This window comes from Sodaliphilus sp., from assembly GCF_045598405.1.
GTDB lineage: Bacteria > Bacteroidota > Bacteroidia > Bacteroidales > Muribaculaceae > Sodaliphilus > Sodaliphilus limicaballi.
Window position 1 is genome coordinate 1 of sequence record NZ_JAZLLZ010000140.1, and the last position, 17,424, is coordinate 17,424.

The 17,424-nt window shown below is 52.3% G+C and carries 6 protein-coding genes; 4 read left to right on the forward strand and 2 right to left on the reverse strand.

The window, feature by feature from the left end; translation table 11 throughout:
- Window positions 1–373: 373 nt before the first annotated feature.
- The 4 genes from ACKI3C_RS09850 to ACKI3C_RS09865 all read left to right on the forward strand — a co-directional run bounded on the left by ACKI3C_RS09850 (window position 374) and on the right by ACKI3C_RS09865 (window position 7,373).
- Window positions 374–4,291: a leucine-rich repeat protein gene (locus tag ACKI3C_RS09850; protein WP_407404538.1), complete on the forward strand. Its 3,918-nt coding sequence runs from the start codon at window positions 374–376 to the stop codon at window positions 4,289–4,291.
- Between the two features lie 15 nt (window positions 4,292–4,306).
- Window positions 4,307–5,968, forward strand: a complete 1,662-nt coding sequence (locus ACKI3C_RS09855; protein WP_407404540.1) for a hypothetical protein — start codon at window positions 4,307–4,309, stop codon at window positions 5,966–5,968.
- A gap of 98 nt (window positions 5,969–6,066) precedes the next feature.
- Window positions 6,067–6,531 carry a nucleoside deaminase gene (locus ACKI3C_RS09860; protein WP_407404542.1) on the forward strand — a complete coding sequence of 155 codons (465 nt, stop codon included), beginning with the start codon at window positions 6,067–6,069 and terminating at the stop codon, window positions 6,529–6,531.
- A gap of 518 nt (window positions 6,532–7,049) precedes the next feature.
- Entirely contained in the window at window positions 7,050–7,373 is a 324-nt protein-coding gene (locus ACKI3C_RS09865) for a hypothetical protein (protein WP_407404544.1), read from the forward strand.
- An 808-nt stretch (window positions 7,374–8,181) separates the two neighbouring features.
- Here the strand turns inward: ACKI3C_RS09865 and ACKI3C_RS09870 are convergent.
- Both ACKI3C_RS09870 and ACKI3C_RS09875 read right to left on the reverse strand, forming a co-directional pair.
- The gene (locus ACKI3C_RS09870) at window positions 8,182–9,903 is read right to left on the reverse strand and encodes an MATE family efflux transporter (protein WP_407404546.1); all 1,722 of its coding nucleotides are present in this window, start codon (window positions 9,901–9,903) and stop codon (window positions 8,182–8,184) included.
- A 187-nt stretch (window positions 9,904–10,090) separates the two neighbouring features.
- Window positions 10,091–17,407: an amino acid adenylation domain-containing protein gene (locus ACKI3C_RS09875; RefSeq protein ID WP_407404548.1), complete on the reverse strand. Its 7,317-nt coding sequence runs from the start codon at window positions 17,405–17,407 to the stop codon at window positions 10,091–10,093.
- Window positions 17,408–17,424 lie beyond the last annotated feature (17 nt).

A 17,424-nucleotide genomic window follows, 5' to 3' on the forward strand; every position in this document is an offset into this window, starting at 1 on the left:
CTGTCTTATTTGATGTACAATCATCTCCACAGGAAAATTTCCTACAAGGATGCTCTTTGTATGAGAACGTATCGGTTTGCATTTTTGTAAGATCCAAACATAAGTATCTGTATTTCATCAAGGAATATTATGCTGAACCCACATGCTGAAGTTGAGTAAAACATAGGCAACTAGAAAGAATCTTTGTGCCATCCGGAATCTCTGCGCGGAGGGTTGCTGGAACCGTGGTAGAACATCGTTGACTAAAAAACTGCGTGATAAGGGGTAATTTCTCCGATTTTATTTGTAACTTTGTCGTGTATATCCCGTTCTCCCGTCGAGGCACGGAATATAGTGGGAAATATTATGTTTATAAACCAACGAACTAACTGATATGAACAAAATCAAGAAATTACTTCTCGGTTTTGGCTTGATGGCTCTGACGATTCCAGCGGCAGCTATTGAGCGAGACGCCGACGGCTATTACCTGATTGGGTCAACAGCCGATTACGAGGAATTTTGCAACCTTGTCAACACCGGCGACTGCTATGCCTCGGCGCGCGTTACTGCCGATGGTGTTGTTGTGACGCGCAGTCTGGGCGAGGGCGAGCGCGAGCACTTCTTCCGTGGCAAGTTTGATGGTCAAGGTCACACCATGACTATTACCAATGTGCCACTGTTTGAGCACACCGAGCCCGGCAGTGTTATCAGCAATGTGAACCTCACCGGTAATCTCACCGCTACGGGCGAGTATGCCGGTTCGCTCATCGCTCATGCAGTGAGCCCCACCATCGAGAACTGCAACAGCGACGTTGTCATCAATGCCGCTGGCGCAAGCAAGGCTGGCGGACTCGTGGGCTACAGCATGGGTACTGCCACCATTAACAACAGTTCTTTCTCTGGCCAGATAACCGGCACCGAGGAGTGCGCTGGCCTCGTGGGATGGAACCAGCACACAGCCATTGTCAAAGGCTGCCATGCTACTGGCACGCAGTCTCTTGCCGGAAACCTCGTGGAGGGTGCCAACATTGTTGAAAACACCCTTCTCAATGACACCGAAGTGGCTATGAGAGTAGAGGCGAAAGAGGTTGCCAAGGAACGAGTTGACAGCATCAGTAATGCAATGATGGCAAAGGCAAAGGTAAAGCCTGATGCTATAAGTGTCAACAATGCTACCATTGACGGTATCACCTATACGCTGGTAACCGATGTCCCCGACTATGGCAACATTGCTGCAGTAGCCGATGTAAGCTCCAGTTTAGCATCTGTTAAAGTACCTGCCAATGTAGAATGGAATGGCAACACTTACTCAGTGATTACTATCTCAGGAATGCCAAGCGGCAAGAATGTTGGATATCTTGAAGTTCCCAGCACTGTTATAAGAATCGACAACGATGCGTTCAAAAACTGCACTAACCTTGAACTGCTTTACTTCCTTGACGGTACCGAAGTATTAGATTTAGGATACAACGAATACACCTTTATTGACGAGCAGTTGTTTGAGAATTGCCCTCTCTTTAAGGTGTATATAGGCCGCAATCTGTCATGGAACAAAAATGAAGACGAGCCTTTTGAGACCCGAAACAAGCTGAAATATATTGAGTTTGGTCCCCGCGTGACCGTTGTTGGCAACTACGACAGCGGGTCAGATGGCGAGAACCAGCTCTTCAACGACTGTGATAATGTAGAGAAATACTACTTCTATGGCGACGAGCAAAGCCTAGGCACCGAAGTCACCTTCTATTGCAGCGAGGGCATGTCGGACGCCTCGGCTGCTTACATCAGCCGCGACCTCAAGGCGAGCAAGTACACCGAATACACCGAAGCCGGCACCGGTTGGGGAATATGCGACAGGCTTCAAGAAGTGTACTACGGCCCATTTGCCACCTACGTGACCGAAAAGATGTACCGCGGATATGGAGCTGCTGCTAATGCTTATCTCACCACAGTAAGCTTTAAAGAGGCAACTCGCCTCACTACTGTCAGGGAGAGCGCGTTTGAGGACTGTGACCATCTGCAATCAGATATCGACTTCTCTAACACGTCTCTCAAGACCATCGAAAAGGGTGCGTTCTTTGACTGCTTCAGCCTTGAGAATGTAACATTCAGCCCCACACTCGAAACAATAGGCAAACAGGCGTTCCAAGAAACTAAAATCAAGAACATCTCACTTCCCGGCACACTCAAGAGACTCGGCTACAAGGCGTTCCATGACTGCGACAACGCTACCACCCTGTCGTTCAGCCCCGGTGAAGGAATCGTGTGGTGCGACATGGAGGACGACAGGTGCAACACCTTCACCTCTTGCGAAAACCTCACAAGCCTGTACTTGGGCCGAGATATCTATTGGACCAACGAAGGCAAGTTGAAGGGTTCTCCTTTCTATGACAGCTACTTTACCAATGTTGTTATCGACGACAACGTCTATCACCTGGGCAACTTCCTGTTCCAGCACAGCAACAAGCTCCAGGCGTTGAGCATAGGCAAGAAAGTGAAAGAAATTCCCAATGAGTGCTTCAACGAGACCAAGGAGATTCAATCATTCATCCTAACCGACTCCAAGGAGCCCATCACACTGGGAAACTCATGTGCCAACTTCAAGGTCCGCTCTCTGTATATGGGACGCCCCATTGAAGATATTGAGAATATCCCCGGCGGACGAGTAGATGACACCAAAGCAATGGAACTTCTTCAAGTGGGTCCTTGTGTTTCTGAAATCAAATCTTTGTCGTTTACCAACTATCACAATCTCAAGACTGTCACACTGCCAGCCAACATCACTGTGAAATCCGAGGCATTTTACACATGTGGCATTCAAGAACTGTATGTGCAAGGCGATGCTCACTTCGAGACACAATCTTTTTCAGATTGCTACAAATTAAGTGATATCACCGTGATTGGTAAGCTCACTCTGGATGATTATGCATTTTACCTAAGGAACAACCCGACTGTAGGCATCCAAAACGTCAATGTATTCTTCAAGGAAGACCCCAAGGACGAGTCAAGTGCTATTGCGTTCCCCAAAGGCACACTTGAGAATGCAACACTCAACAACCTGTATGACACTCCTTACCAGCAGGTAGAATTCACTTGCCTGCCCTGGAGCGGATTCCAAAAGCGCAACACGCACATAGCCAACGACTATGTTCCGTCGAGCGAAGCGATGACAAACGACTGGTATGACCACGCCTACGCGCGCAACGAGCATGATGCTGGCAAGTACTTTACTGTTTACCTGCCATTTGACGTGGATACTTACTATTTTGGTCCCGAAGCAACTGTTTACAGCTTCATGGCAAAAAATACATTCATCACCACCGTGCATGATGGAGAACTCACCTATAACGCCGATGTGAAATATAACATCGACAGCAATACCAACTTTGGCACAAATGTCCCATTCTTAATTAAGTCAGAATACAAGGATGACATCATCCAGGCTACAATGGATCAGTTCAAGAATCGCCAGGTAAATGTTTATTTTAGCCACAATGGCACTGAATTATCAAGAGTGCCTTGCTATGCAAGCGACAAGGACGAGGTGATCAACCCCAGCATGGGCAACTACTATGTTGTGGACAATGGCTGCCTCAAGAAGGTTAACGGCGATTACTTGCTGCCTGCCCTCTCGGTTGCACTTAAAGCCAGCGCATACAGCAAGCTGCACTTCACCGACAATGGCACCGGCGAGCCTCTGATGCCCGATAATGCACTGGTGACACCGTTGCCCGACCTCATGGGATATGCAACATTCTACAGCAGCGAGAGCAGCTTCAGCGTCGAGAATGCCGAGGTCTATACCATAAGCCAGACCTACGACAACGACGGCCATGCATTGCTCAAACTCGACCACATCAGCGACAACATCGTCAACCAGGGTCAGGGCGTGCTCATCAAGTATGAGCCCGGCATGACTCTCGACATGCAGATGGTGACCAACCCCAGTGCTTGCACCGAGGCCTACGAGAACAATGTGCTCAAGGGCGTGGATGTAGATACCCCCATCGCCGACCTGGGTGATGTGTATGTGCTGAGCAAGGTGGAGAAAACCGTAGGCTTCTTCCCCTATGCAGGTGTAGCAGGCCTCAAGGACGAGGACATCATTCCTGCTAACCGGGCTTACATTAGCCCCATGGACGTGGATCCCGAGGCTCTGCCCGCTATCGTGGACTATGATACTCCCACAGTCATCAACGGCATCAATGCCGACGGCAAGCAGTCACGTCTCTACGACCTGAGCGGCCGCCGCGTGTTCAACCCCGAGCAGGGTGGCATCTACATCAAGGACGGAAAGAAAATTATCCAAAAGTAAAAAATCAGAACGACTATGAAAAAGATATTTTTTGCAATAATATGCCTCACCCTGTGGGCAAGCCACGCAATGGCTGCCACCACCCATGAGGAAAAGATGGATAGCCTCACCAGGGAGTTTGTCGCTCATTGTGACGGCAAGTTGCCGCCAGGCATTACCATCAGCGAGGACAGCACCCGCTACAGCATCAACCTGCTGGAGTTCATTGCCGACCCCGTGGCTAAACGATACTTTGAGCAGATGGGTCAAGCCATCATGAACGAGAAGGCAGCGACCAGCGACAAAAAGATTGAGATACAAAACATCAGCATGGAGAAAATGGAGCTGAACGAGCAGGGCATGAAGCGTGTCAAGCGCAAGTCGGTAGCCATTCCGCAAGTAACCTTCTGCCTTTCGGTTCCTTATACCTATATGAGTGTTGACGGCAAGAACAACCCCGTGCGCCTCTCATCGATAATGTACCGTCCCAGTCCTTTCCAGTTCAATTATAGCGCGATAATGGGATTGGGCAACTTCATACCAAACATAGGAATAGGAACTATACTAGTCGAGGCCATCAAGGGCTTGTGGAATTATGCCGTAGGCTATACGATTGACTACGGTGTGCTGGGATGCCATCCCACTGTCACCTCGTCGGCCGAGGCACCCACGGGTGCAATGCCCCTGGACGGCGACATCAAGATGTTCTGCTCTAACTATGCGATAGTGGTGTGCCCTGACTATTGCGGTTACGGACTGAGCGCCTACCGCCAGCACCCCTATCTGGTGCAGGGCGTCACCGCACGCAATGTCGTTGACGGCTACATCGCAGCCCTTGACCTAATCCAGTCGGGCGACGTCGTGGATGGCAAATGGGAACTTGCAAATAAATTCTACACCGACCTCATGGGCTATTCACAGGGCGGCAGCGTGGCTCTTTCCACTTTGCGCTACCTCGAGAGCGGACAAGTGAGCGAAGACAAACTCAAGCGCATCAACCTGCGCGAGGTGTATTGCGGCGACGGCCCCTACTCGCCCATCGCCACCGTCAACCAGTATGTCACATGGGCTAACATGCAGGAAGAGAAATACCGCAACCTGGCTTATCCCTGCGTGCTTCCGCTCATCGTGCAGGCCGCCAAGGACGCCTACAACAGCGGATGCATGCGCACCGTGAATGTCGAGGACTATTTTACCCCTGAATTCCTTGCCACTGGCATCATCGAAGACCTCAACAGCAAGTCTATCACCACCGAGCAGCTAAACCGCAAGGCTGCCGGACACGGAATATTCACCATCGACCAGATGATGAGCGACAAGATGATCAAGAAGAATGCCGAGACAGGAAAAATCGAACTCAACACTGAGAGCAAAGAGTACAAATGCCTGATGCGAGCTCTTGAGTTCAACGACGTGACTAAGGGCTGGACTCCGCAGCATCCCGTGCTGTTCATGCACCTTGATGGCGACCTCGTGGTGCCCTACTGCAACATGGAGGAAGTACAGAAAAACATGACGTTCGACAATAAGGTTGTCTTCACCGACCCCTATGAAGTGAAAAAGAAAATGTCAACCGTGTGGGGCTTGGCGGCAGGTGCCATGGGCAAACTTGACGACAACCCCGACCACTCGTCGATAGGTGTGTTCTTCTACATCGGTGCAGCGTCAGGAGCCTTCCACGACATGCTAAATAAATAATATTAATGAAATATCTTAACTTAACAGGAGTTGCACTCCTATCACTCATTATAATTTCTTGCGGCTCATGCTGCAACAATAAACCCCAAAAAGAAACAATGGAACATATTGATTACATGAAGCTGGCCATTGAAGAGGCCACAAAGGGCATCGAAGCCCACGACGGAGGTCCTTTCGGATCTATCATAGTTAAAGACGGCAAAATTGTGGGCCGCGGCCACAACTGCGTGCTCAGCCACAACGACGCCACAGCACATGGCGAAGTGAGCGCAATACGCGACGCTGGCAAGAACCTCGGCACATTCGACCTGAGCGGATGCACCATCTACACCACTGGCGAGCCGTGCCACATGTGCCTGTGCGCATGCATGTGGGCCAACATAAGCAAGATTTACTACGGCTGCACCATCGAGGACAACGGCCGCATAGGCTTCCGCGACGACAAGTTTGACAAAATCTTCGGTGGACGCGACAAGCTGGGCGACTTGATGGAAGAACTAGGCCGCAAAGAGTGCCTCGACCTCTTTGACAAATACAACGAGTCAAAGCACGACACCTATTAAACCGTAACGACAAAAAAAAGGCCGGCTTTTTCGTCGGAGATGAAAAATTTGAGTAACCCCATGTTGGGACTGCAATGCAGTGCCTACATGGGGTTGCTCATCAAGAGCACTGAGCTACGCCGAAGACGTTGTATGTAACTGATTACTAAGAAACAAATTATTGTTGTCCGATAAAAAAGAAAATATTTTTATTTTGATTTTTATGCTTCGCTTAGAAAATAGCTTGCTCTGCAAGCAAAATGGAATTACCTCACAGATAGTGTATTATCATTTTGAGGACGGAGTCCTCTATTTTAAGGGAGGCTCGCTGGTCGCGGCACGGGCTTTGCCCACTTACCGCTGCTCACTCCCTTGAGCACGGTTCTTGGCGTGAGCCATATAAACTAAAAAAATCATTTTCTTTTTTTATTATATACCAAGCCCCGGTTATACCAAAGTGTCGTAACTAACAGTGTTTGGAGAAGTTGGTACAACTCTCGCAACTTTAACCGGACAGCATTAATTTTCTTAAAATTATTTTGCCAGAATTACACTTTTTACCCCATTTGTGGCGAGATTATTTTCAAAATTATTTTGCCAGAATTGCACTTTTTACCCCATTTGTGGCAAGATTATTTTCAAAATTATTTTGCCAGAAGACGATTTGTTTTTGTAGCCGAGGGTGTGTCAAAACACAGGAAATGGCGGCGCGCTGCAAGCGCAGTGCTGCAACTAGCCCAGGGCAACGCCCTGGGAAACAAGTGATAACATCAACACGCCCTGCAAGGGCAAAAGAATTGTTACCCCGCAAAAATGTATTTTGCGTCACCTTCGTTGCGGTAGCCAGCCATAAAGGTCTGTAAATGCAGGACGATATGGCTGGTATAATGCTGTGGTAGCAAGTTCTTTGGTGATTCGTTATTCCGTACCTAAAGGCACGGGACATTATTGTCTACTTCTTTACAGCCATTTCGGCGTACCCATGGCACGCCTGCATGGCTGCCTACCATATCACATCCCCAAAGGGATGTTTCACCTTCTCTCCCTATTTATTTCTTGCCCCACCAACCAGAAAAATCTTACTCAACTTTAGCATTTGATAATAAATATTGCTAATTTATTGTCCGGCAGGACAATACCTGAATAACCCCCACCGCCGAACGAAGTGGCGGTGGCAGGAGTTGCTGCTGTACCAGCCGATGCAGCCTCAAACGCGGCAGAAACATCTTCATAGTTTGTGGTTGTGCCGCCAATTGTTACACTGAATGCATCCTCTGCTCATGCAGTTGCAGGGCTCATCGCCATCATGCCCATTGCCATGACAAGCGAGAAATGTAAACTTTTCTTCATAGGTTTAGTTGATTGTTGTTAATAAAAATAGTATTGTTGTGCAAAAGTAATAAAAAATCATGAAAATCACCCAATATTTTCACAGAATCCTCTCGGGGAACTCGGGGAACTCGGGGAAGTTTTTCGTTTAGAGGCTCTTTGACTGAAAGAACAGAAATAAAAAATTTTGAATAATTTCGGATAATTTCTTTCAGTTTTCACTCTCGGGGAACTCTGACCTCTCGGGGAACTCGGGGAAGTTTTTCGTTTAGAGGCTTTGTGCGTGTCGTCTTTCAGCCTCTCATTGGTAATATTTCTTCAAATTATCTTCCTTCCCGTGGTTTACAGGGTTGTGGTGTAGGACATCACGTTTTGGGAGAAGGTGTGGGTATAGGTGAGGTCGGTGGCTAGGCCTTGTATTATTTTGAGGCCTATTGCCTTATCGTCGCCCGACGCGGGTTGCAGCGTGGGGTTGAATGGGCGACCGTCGTCGTGAAGCATCACCTTCACCTGCTTGCCAGTGACCGACACACGCAGGTCGATGCACGATGCCGTGCCATGCTTGATGGCGTTCTGTGCAAGCTCGTCGATAACCACGGTTATCGCTACTGCCTCCTGGGGCGTCGCACCGCACTCGCCCGAGAGGAATTGCTGGGTTTCCTTCATTGTGGCATCAAGTTCCTCGACACGCGCAGGCACTGTCACGTCAAAGAGGTGGTCGGCACTCTTGCGCGGAATAAGGAAGAAAGGCATCATCGACTTGTCGGTGAAACGCTTATACAAGATATAAGGAGCAATGATGAGAAGCACCATCACCTGCCCGATGAGGAATCCCCACCAGGGCGAAATGTCGCAAGGGTGAGCACATAGCAGCCAGAACATGGCCATGGGGAGCAGCGGCTGGCCTGCCGACACGATGAGCGACAATGTCTTGTGCGAGTAAATCTGATACATGGGGATGAGGATGCAGAATCCCTGCATGAAGATGTTGAACGCATGTATCGCTATGCCCACGCGGGCTATCTTCATCGCCTCGGGGTCGTTGATGCCAAAGATGCTGGCAAAAGTGCCGGGAAACGCCACCATGAGGGCAACATACACGCCCAGGCCTATTGCCATGAACGCCATTGCATGACGCGACACGAGTGCCACGCCACGGTTGTCGTCCGAACCTTTGAGCACGGTTGCCACGGGAGTGTAGGAGTTGATCGTGCCCGAGATGATAATCATCGAGAACGAGAGCAAGGTAGCACACACTGCCATCGCCTCCATGCCGTGAGCACCCATGTAGGTCATCGCAGCATGGTTAGCCCCGAGCATGCGCACAGCGATGAGCGACGTGCTGATTCCCATGGGCAATCCCATGAGCAGCAGTTTGCCCAGGCTCGCCAGGCTGAAACCGCCCAGCGAGAATTTGAGGGATTCCTTCTCGCGGAAGTGAGAGAGCATGAGCACAACCGCCACGGTGTAGGAAATGTTGGTTGCCCAGGCGGCCCCCACAACGCCCCATCCGCAGAATTTCAGGAAAATGAAGCCCAGCACCACATGGGTAATCTCGGATGCGATGGTCGCCTTGGTCACCAGCTTGGGAGCACCGTCCACTGCCACATACATCATGAGGGCAAGCATCAATATGAGCGGCAATGCGCCATAGAGCTGCACATTGAGGTAATTGCTGGTGTGCACCATGAGCGTGGGCTCGCTGCACAGCAGGTGCACCAGACTGTCGCCGCAGACGAACGGCAGCATAGACCCCACGAGGCCCATCAATAACAACACGACGAACGAGGTGGAGAACACGCCGTTGGCGCGGCGCTTGTCCTGGTTGCCTATTGCCATGCCCGTGAGCATGGAACCGCCTTGTGCCACGATGCACGTGAGGGCAAAGATGAGTTGCGTCACTGGCTTGGTGATGTTGACGCCTGCCATGGCATCGGCACCGATGAAGTGACTCAACATGAGGGCATCGATGAGCGCACCTGCCTGGCTGCCCAGCACTGTGAGCACCGAGGCCAGCAAGAAGCCATTGAATGCCTTGTTTACTAGTTTTGCACTACGTATCATGTTTTTAGTTGAGAGTTGAGAGTTGAGAGTTGAGAGTTGAGAGATGAGAGTTGAGAGATGAGAGATAAGAGGTGAGAGTTTGAGAGTTTGAGAGTTTGAGAGTTTGAGGGTTGGAGAGGGAAGGACTGGTCCTCTTCTCTCTCGTCTCAACTCTTCCCTCTCAACTCTTCCCTCTAATCTTTAATCTTTAATCAAAGAAGTCGAGCCCTGCGATGGCCTTGATGAAACGCTCCACGTAGTCCCACGACGTGTAAGCCCACGAGAAGCCCAGGCGGCGGAGCACTTGGGTAGTGAATGTGTTGTCATATCCCAGGTTGACCACCTTGTTGCCGCCACTTGCAGCGTAGGCCATGAGCGGACGCAGACGCAAGGTCTTCTCCTCGTCTTGTGTAGCCTCGCCTATGATAGCGCCAAATTCCTCCTTCTCAACAAATCTCATGGGAGCATCAATCACGTGCATGCCACGCAGCACGTCGCCCATGGGCAGGGTGTGGTTGTTGGTGGGATGGAACACGATGTTCTCACGCGGAGTGGTTGCGAGCAGCAGGATAGCACGGCTTACCTCGTCGATGGGCGAGAACTCACAGGTGAAGTCACACATATCGTAGGCACATGCGCCCAGAGTCTTGTAGGCACGCAGGGTAGCCATGAAGTTGTTTGACATGAAGTTCATCTGGAACTCACCGTCGCTGTTGCGGGCCGAGAGGTTGCCCACGCGCATAATCTTGGCCGAGAGGCCATTGTCGCACACGGCATCCAGGATGAGACGCTCGGCGTTGAACTTCGAGCGGGCATACTGGTTGTCAAGGCTCTGGCCGTAGTCGAGCTCGCGCTCAATCATGCGACGCTTGGGGTCGGGGAACCCGTTCATGCTGTGGCCGGCCACGCTCACGGTAGAGACGTGCACGAGGCGTGAATCGCTTGCAAGGCACCACTTCACCAGGTATTCAACCGAGTTGACGTTAACCTCCTCGATGTCGTTGCCGGTAGAGAAGTGCTTCACGTTGGCAAGACAGTTGATCACGGTGAGGTGCTTGTAGGGCAGCTGCATCACGGCGTCGGGGTTCATCATGTTAGTCTCCACGATGAACAGGCGGGTATCCATTTCCTCCTCAAATGCCTCGTCGAAGTAGTAGTAGAGCATCGAGCGCAGGCGGTCAGCCGCACTCACTCCATCCTTGCCACGTAGCGGGCAGTAGATCTTGCCGTCATACTCTTTGAGCAAGTGGTAGAGCACATGTATGCCCAGGAAGCCGGTGGCACCGGTGAGCAGCACGTCGCCTATCTCCTGACGCTCGCCGTTGATGAGGTTCTCTATCGTGTTGTCCTTGAGCACATCGGCATATACGTCGCTCGATGCGATCTCGTCGGCAGGCTGCTGCACATCCTCGCTGGCAACAGGCGTTGCACCCACAAACTCGGCAAGAGCGCGAGGTGTGCTGTGGGCAAACACGTCCTGGAATGCGACTTGATAGCCAAGCTTAGTTGCCTCGATGACCACCTTGATAACCACGAGCGATGTGCCGCCCAGTTCAAAGAAGTCGTCGGTTGCGCCCACCTTGTCAAGTTGCAGAATCGAAGCGAAGATGTCGCAGAACTGCTGCTCGGTCTCGTTGGCTGCTGCCACTTGGTCGGTTGATTGAGCGATGACAGGCTCAGGAAGCACCTTGACGTTGGTCTTGCCATTGGGCGTGAGCGGGAACTCATCAACCTGCAGGTAAGCGGTGGGAATCATATAGAGGGTGAGCGTCTTCTTGAGTTCGGCCTTCAGGTCGGCGATGTCGATTGCACGGTCGGCAGTGAAGTAAGCACACAAGTGGTCCTTGCCCTGGAGTTTCTTGATGAGCACAACAGCACTCTTGATGCCCTCGACCTTGACCATAGTGCTCTCCACCTCGCCCAGCTCGATGCGCAAGCCGCGCAGTTTCACCTGGTTGTCCTTGCGGCCCAGCACCATCACGTTGCCGTCGGGCAGCCAGCGAGCGTAGTCGCCGGAGTGGTACACACCGTCAACAAATCGTGCCGCGGTCTGCTCGGGCAGGTTGTTATAGCCCTTGGCCACCGAAGCACCGCCAATGAGCAACTCGCCTATCACGCCCACGGGCAGCTCGTTGCCATCGTTATCCACGATGAAGTTAGTATAGTTGACGCAAGGCTTGCCTATGTGGGGAATGTCGCCCACGGTGAGTTCGCTTGCGTGGCTGTTGGCAATGGTCTCGGTGGGGCCGTAGCCGTTGACAATGCGCAGGCTTTCAAACTCCTGCAACTTGCGCAGCAGTGCCAGCGAGAGCCCCTCGCCGCCCTGATATGCCATGTGCATGTTGCGCTTGAACGCGTCGTAGAAGACCTCGCTCTCGAGCAACTGCATGAAGCGCGATGTAGTGGCTGTCATGCAGTCAACATGATACTTGTCGATGAGTGCAGCAAGCGCATTGGGGTCGTTGCAGTCGTCATCGCCCACGAGCACGAGGGTCTTGCCCAGCATGAGGGGCGAACCAGTCTCCCACACCGACATGTCGAACGAGATAGTGGTGATACCCAGTGCGGCATGGCACTCGTTCTTGAGAATGCCTTGAATGAGGTTCTTGTCGCAGTGGTAGTTGCACACGCCCTTGTGCATGAGCTGCACACCCTTGGGCGTTCCGGTCGAACCCGAGGTGTAGATGAGGTAAGCCAGGTCATCGGGCTCCACATGCACGTCGGGGTTGGTCTCGTCGGTATTCTTTAACAGTTCCTCCACATCGACAGCGCGTCCGGGGAATTCATCAAGACGGTCGGCAGTGGTGATGATGAACGGAGCCGCCGAGTCGTCAATGATGTGATTGATGCGGTCGGTGGGATACTTGGGGTCGCAGGGGATATAGGCAGCGCCTGCCTTGAGCACACCATATTGCGACATGATGAGTCGGCTGGTGCGCGGCAGCAGCAGTGCCACGCGGTCGCCACGCTTGATGCCGCGCTCGATGAGGGCATGGGCCAGGCGGTTCATGTGGCGGTTGAGCTGGTCGTAGGTAAACTCTCCATCCACGGCAGCCATAGCGAGCGAATCGCTGTGGTCGGCAACAGATTTCTCGAAGAGCTTGTGGTAAAGTTTGATGGGTATCTCGGCACGCTGGGTCTCGTGGAAGGTGCCGATGAGGGCAGCCTGTGCGGGGCTCAACATCGAAACTTTCTTCACGGGAGACTCGGGCGATGCCATGAAGCCAGCCAGCACTGTGGCCATCGAGTCGGCAAGACCCTGGGCAAGGTCGCGTGAGTAGCAAGAGTCGTCATATTGCATCTCGATGCGTGCGTTGCCGGCAGCATCTTCCTCGATGCTCACGATCATCTTGAACTTGGGCTGGGGATTACCAAAGTGAGTAATCTCCACTGCATGCTCGTCCACAGCGAGCGCGCTGTGCATGCCCAGTTGGTACTGGTAGAACACGTCGGGGTGCAAGTCGTAGGCAGCCGAAAGCTCGGCAAACGGGTAATTCTCGTGAGCCACAGCATTCTCAAACTCGGCGGCGCATGCCTTGATGTAGTCTTTGACGGTGACATCGGTGAGATGGGTGGTGAGGGCAATCGTGTTGACAAACATGCCCACGGTATCGCTCACCTTGACGTTGCTGCGGCCGTTGGAAATGGTGGCCATGCACACGTCGGGGGTGTTGCAGTAGCGGCTCACGGTGTAGCCCGCTGCTGCGAGGAACAAGGCCGCGGGTGTGATGCCCAGCGTGCGGGCAAACTCGGTAGCAGCCTTGATATCGACGGGTGTCGATGCCATTGCAAGCATGCCTTGCACACCCTCGCCGCTCTTCACGTCCTCGGGAATGCTACTTGCGCCATCGACTGTGGCCATGCGCTGAGCGAAGTAGTCCTTCGACTCGGCAAACTCCTTGGTCTCGCGACCAGCCTTCTCGTCGGTAACATAGTTGAGATAATTATATTGCTCGCCCTCGGGATTGGTACCGTTGAGGGCTGCGATGAGCTGATTGCTGAAGATGCCCAAACTTGAACCGTCCATCACCAGGTGGAGGAAGTCGGCAAGCAGCTTCACGCCACTAGGAGTAGAAACAGCCGTGAGACGGTAGAGCGGCCCGTTGTCGAGGTCGAAGGGCTGCACGTAGCCCGCCTTCATTGCCTCAAACTCCTCGTCGCTAGCCACGCTTGCGGACTCCACCACAGCCTTAACCTCGGCGGGGACAACCTGGACGGTCTCACCGTCCTGCACCTCGAAGTGTGCCGAGAGAATGGGATGAGCCTCCACAACCTGCGATGCCGCCTTGACTACATCATCGACGGTCACCCCAGTGCCCAGGTCATAGCAGGTGGGGATGTTGTAGGCCACGCTGCCGGGATTTTTCATGATGTCGAAATAGACACCTTGTTGCGGATAGCTGAGCGTAGCCACGCCGCCTTGGGGGGCTTCGTCTTTCGTCTTTTGTCCCTCGTCTTTCGTCCTTTCGTCCTTCGTCTTTCGTCCTTCGTTAAGAATATTATCTACAACAGCATTGGCAATAGTGCGGATAGAGCCATCCTTGCCTAGAGTCTTGGCATCGAGGCTCACGCCGTAGCGCTTGTAAACGAGCACACTCACCTTGATTGCAGTGAGCGAAGTCATGCCCACACGGTTGAGCGGTGTGGTGAGGCCAAATGCCTCGGTTCCGAGTGCCGAAGTGATGATTTCCTTGATTTCGGTCTCCAGCGGGTTGAGCTCGATGTTGCTGTTATCCTCTGTTGCAGCCTCGGCGGTTGCCTCGGGTGTGGGCAGCGCCTTGCGGTTGATCTTGCCATTGGGCAACGTGGGCATTGCATCAAGGTGCATGTATATCTCTGGGTGCATATACTCGGCAAGGCTCGATGCCTCGATGTGAGATGCCAGCGTGCTGTCGGTTACGGTAGCGCCTTCTTCCACGGTGTAGTAGAGCACCAGGTGGCGCTGTCCGCCCACCTCGCGCACCTGTGAAGCAGCCTGGCGGATTCCCTCGCAAGCCGATGCCACCGAGTCAATCTCGCCAAGCTCAATGCGATAGCCGCGCAGTTTCACCTGTCCGTCGATGCGGCCCAGGTATTCAATTTGTCCCTGTGCGTTGTAACGTGCGAGGTCGCCAGTGCGGTAAACACGCTCGCCATCGCGGGTCACAAACACCTCGGCAGTCTTCTCGGGCAACTGCCAGTAGCCGCGGCCCACCTGTACGCCCGACACCACGAGCTCGCCGGGAACGCCCTGCGGGAGCAAGTGCCCGTCGGTGCTCATGATGTAGCAACTCATATTGGGCATGGGACGGCCTATGGGGATATTGTCATACACCTCACCAGGGTTGATAGTGAAGGTGGTTGAGTCGTTGGTACACTCGGTGGGACCATAGAGGTTGATGATGGTCATCGTGTCGCTGCTCACGCCCGAGAGTTTCTCGCCGCCAGCAGTGATGAAACGCAGCGGCAGGTTGGGGAATGTGTTGATGAGCAGCATCATGAGCGATGTAGTGCCTCCTGTGCCGTTAACCTTGCGCGAGGTGATAAACTCGGCCATCGCCTGCAGGTCCTTGCGTATCTCGCTAGGCATGATGTGCAACTGTCCGCCAGCCGCAAGTATAGGATAAATGTCGCCTATGTGGGCATCAAATGAGAATGACCGGTGGCTCGCAGTGCGGTCTTGCGCAGTGAGTTTCTCGATCTTGATCATGCTCCACGTGAAGTTCATCAAGCCAGCCTGATGCAGCATCACGCCCTTAGGCTTGCCAGTTGAGCCCGATGTGTAGATCATGTAGGCAAGTGACTGTGGAGTAGCCTTTGATTCAACAGGAGCTACAACTTCATTCCAGTCGATATCATCGAGGTAAATAACCTTAACAGCATCGGTAGAGAGCCCACCCTCAGCAAGTTTGGCTTCGAGCACGGCATGCTTGGTCACGAGCACACGAGCGTGTGAATTTTCAAGCATATAAGAGAGTCGCTCGTTGGGATATTCCACGTCGAGCGGAGTATAAGCAGCGCCAGTCTTGTGGATGCCAAGCACACTCAGCGGGAACTCTATTGAGCGATCCATCATCAACGCCACAAACTCATCGGGCTGCACGCCTTCGGCCGCCAGAACAGTTGCAAGAATGTCACTGCGACGGTCAAGGTCGCCATAGGATATGGTGCTATCGCGGTCGCTCACGGCGATGGCATCGGGGTGCTCGGCAACACGCTGCTTGAACACATCGACAAACGTTTTGCTGGTGTCATATTCCATGCTCTCGCCTGTTGACAGTGCACGGGTAGCAGCGATATCCTCATCGTTCATCACAGGAATCTCGCCCAGCGTGCCGGTGCAGGTGGCAAGCCCATTGATTACTGTCTCATAGCAGCGAGCAATACGAGAAATGAACTCATAGCTATACTCACCGGTGTTGTAAGAAACATCAAGGTAATACTTGTTGTCCTCACGTATCACAACCTCGAAGTTGAGGTGGAATCCCACCTCGTGTTTGCGCAAATCTTCGCCCACGAGCACCTTTCCGTCAAGGGTCATCACAGTAGCCGTACCCACTACCACTCCTTCAAACGCAAAGTTGAGCGATACATCAAAGTTATTATTCTTGGAAAAGTCGCCAAATGAATAAGCTGCCGAGTATTTGCGTGACTCATTGGTCTGCCTATCAGAATCCTTGAGCAACTCATCAACAGTGCGTGAGGCTGAGCAATCGACAGCAACTGGCAATGTGCGCACCATCATGGTAAAAGTGCGGGCACATCGCTTGTCGTCGCGTCCGGCATACACGGTGGCATATCCGGCGCGAGTCTCGCCACTCAGCCGTGACAGCAATAGCGAGAACGCAGCGTTGAAAAAGGTTGCTCGTCCCACCTTGCAGCGACGGCTCGCCTGGCGCACAGCCAAGGGGTCGATATTGAGCACAAACGATTCTTTAATAAAATGAGAGTCGCCAGCTGTGTCGCCCATGAGTTGGGCTGAACGCTCCACACCGTCATATTCGCGAGCAAACCACTCGCGAGCCTCGATAGCAAAATCGCTGTCACGCAGGACCTCTTCGGCAAGTGCAACATCGTGACCACTGAATTCCTCAACAGGAATTTCCTCGCCTCCATAGGCACGACCCACCTCGTGAACAAAAACAGCAAATGTTGTACCGTCTAGAAGCACGTGATTAAACAACAAATAGAAATATGAGCCTTTACTATCGCGCATAATGCGTATGTCATACAGGCGACGACCCATCAGTGCAAACGATGGATTTAGGGTGGGCTTCACTTTTTCAATATCATCAATGTCGATGATGGGGCAAGTGAAGGGCTCATTGCAATCCTCCATGCACAAATCGCCATTATCGTTGGCAACGATGCGACTGTTTAGATAAGGATGAGCCACAACGACCGACTCCACAGCACGTGCCAGACGGTTAAGGTCAACCTCGGCAGGGAGTTCCCAAAGTCCTGCCATATTATAATTTTCATCCTCAGTTTGGTTGAGGCTCGCAAGGTATATACCTAGTTGTGATTGGGTTAGTTTTGTTCTCATAAGTTTTTACTTACAAA

Bases quoted from the DNA above. Each gene is read 5' to 3' on its own strand.
- ACKI3C_RS09850 (WP_407404538.1), top strand. From the start codon at position 374: ATGAACAAAATCAAGAAATTACTTCTCGGTTTTGGCTTGATGGCTCTG.
- ACKI3C_RS09855 (WP_407404540.1), top strand. From the start codon at position 4,307: ATGAAAAAGATATTTTTTGCAATAATATGCCTCACCCTGTGGGCAAGC.
- ACKI3C_RS09860 (WP_407404542.1), top strand. From the start codon at position 6,067: ATGGAACATATTGATTACATGAAGCTGGCCATTGAAGAGGCCACAAAG.
- ACKI3C_RS09870 (WP_407404546.1), bottom strand. From the start codon at position 9,903: ATGATACGTAGTGCAAAACTAGTAAACAAGGCATTCAATGGCTTCTTG.
- ACKI3C_RS09875 (WP_407404548.1), bottom strand. From the start codon at position 17,407: ATGAGAACAAAACTAACCCAATCACAACTAGGTATATACCTTGCGAGC.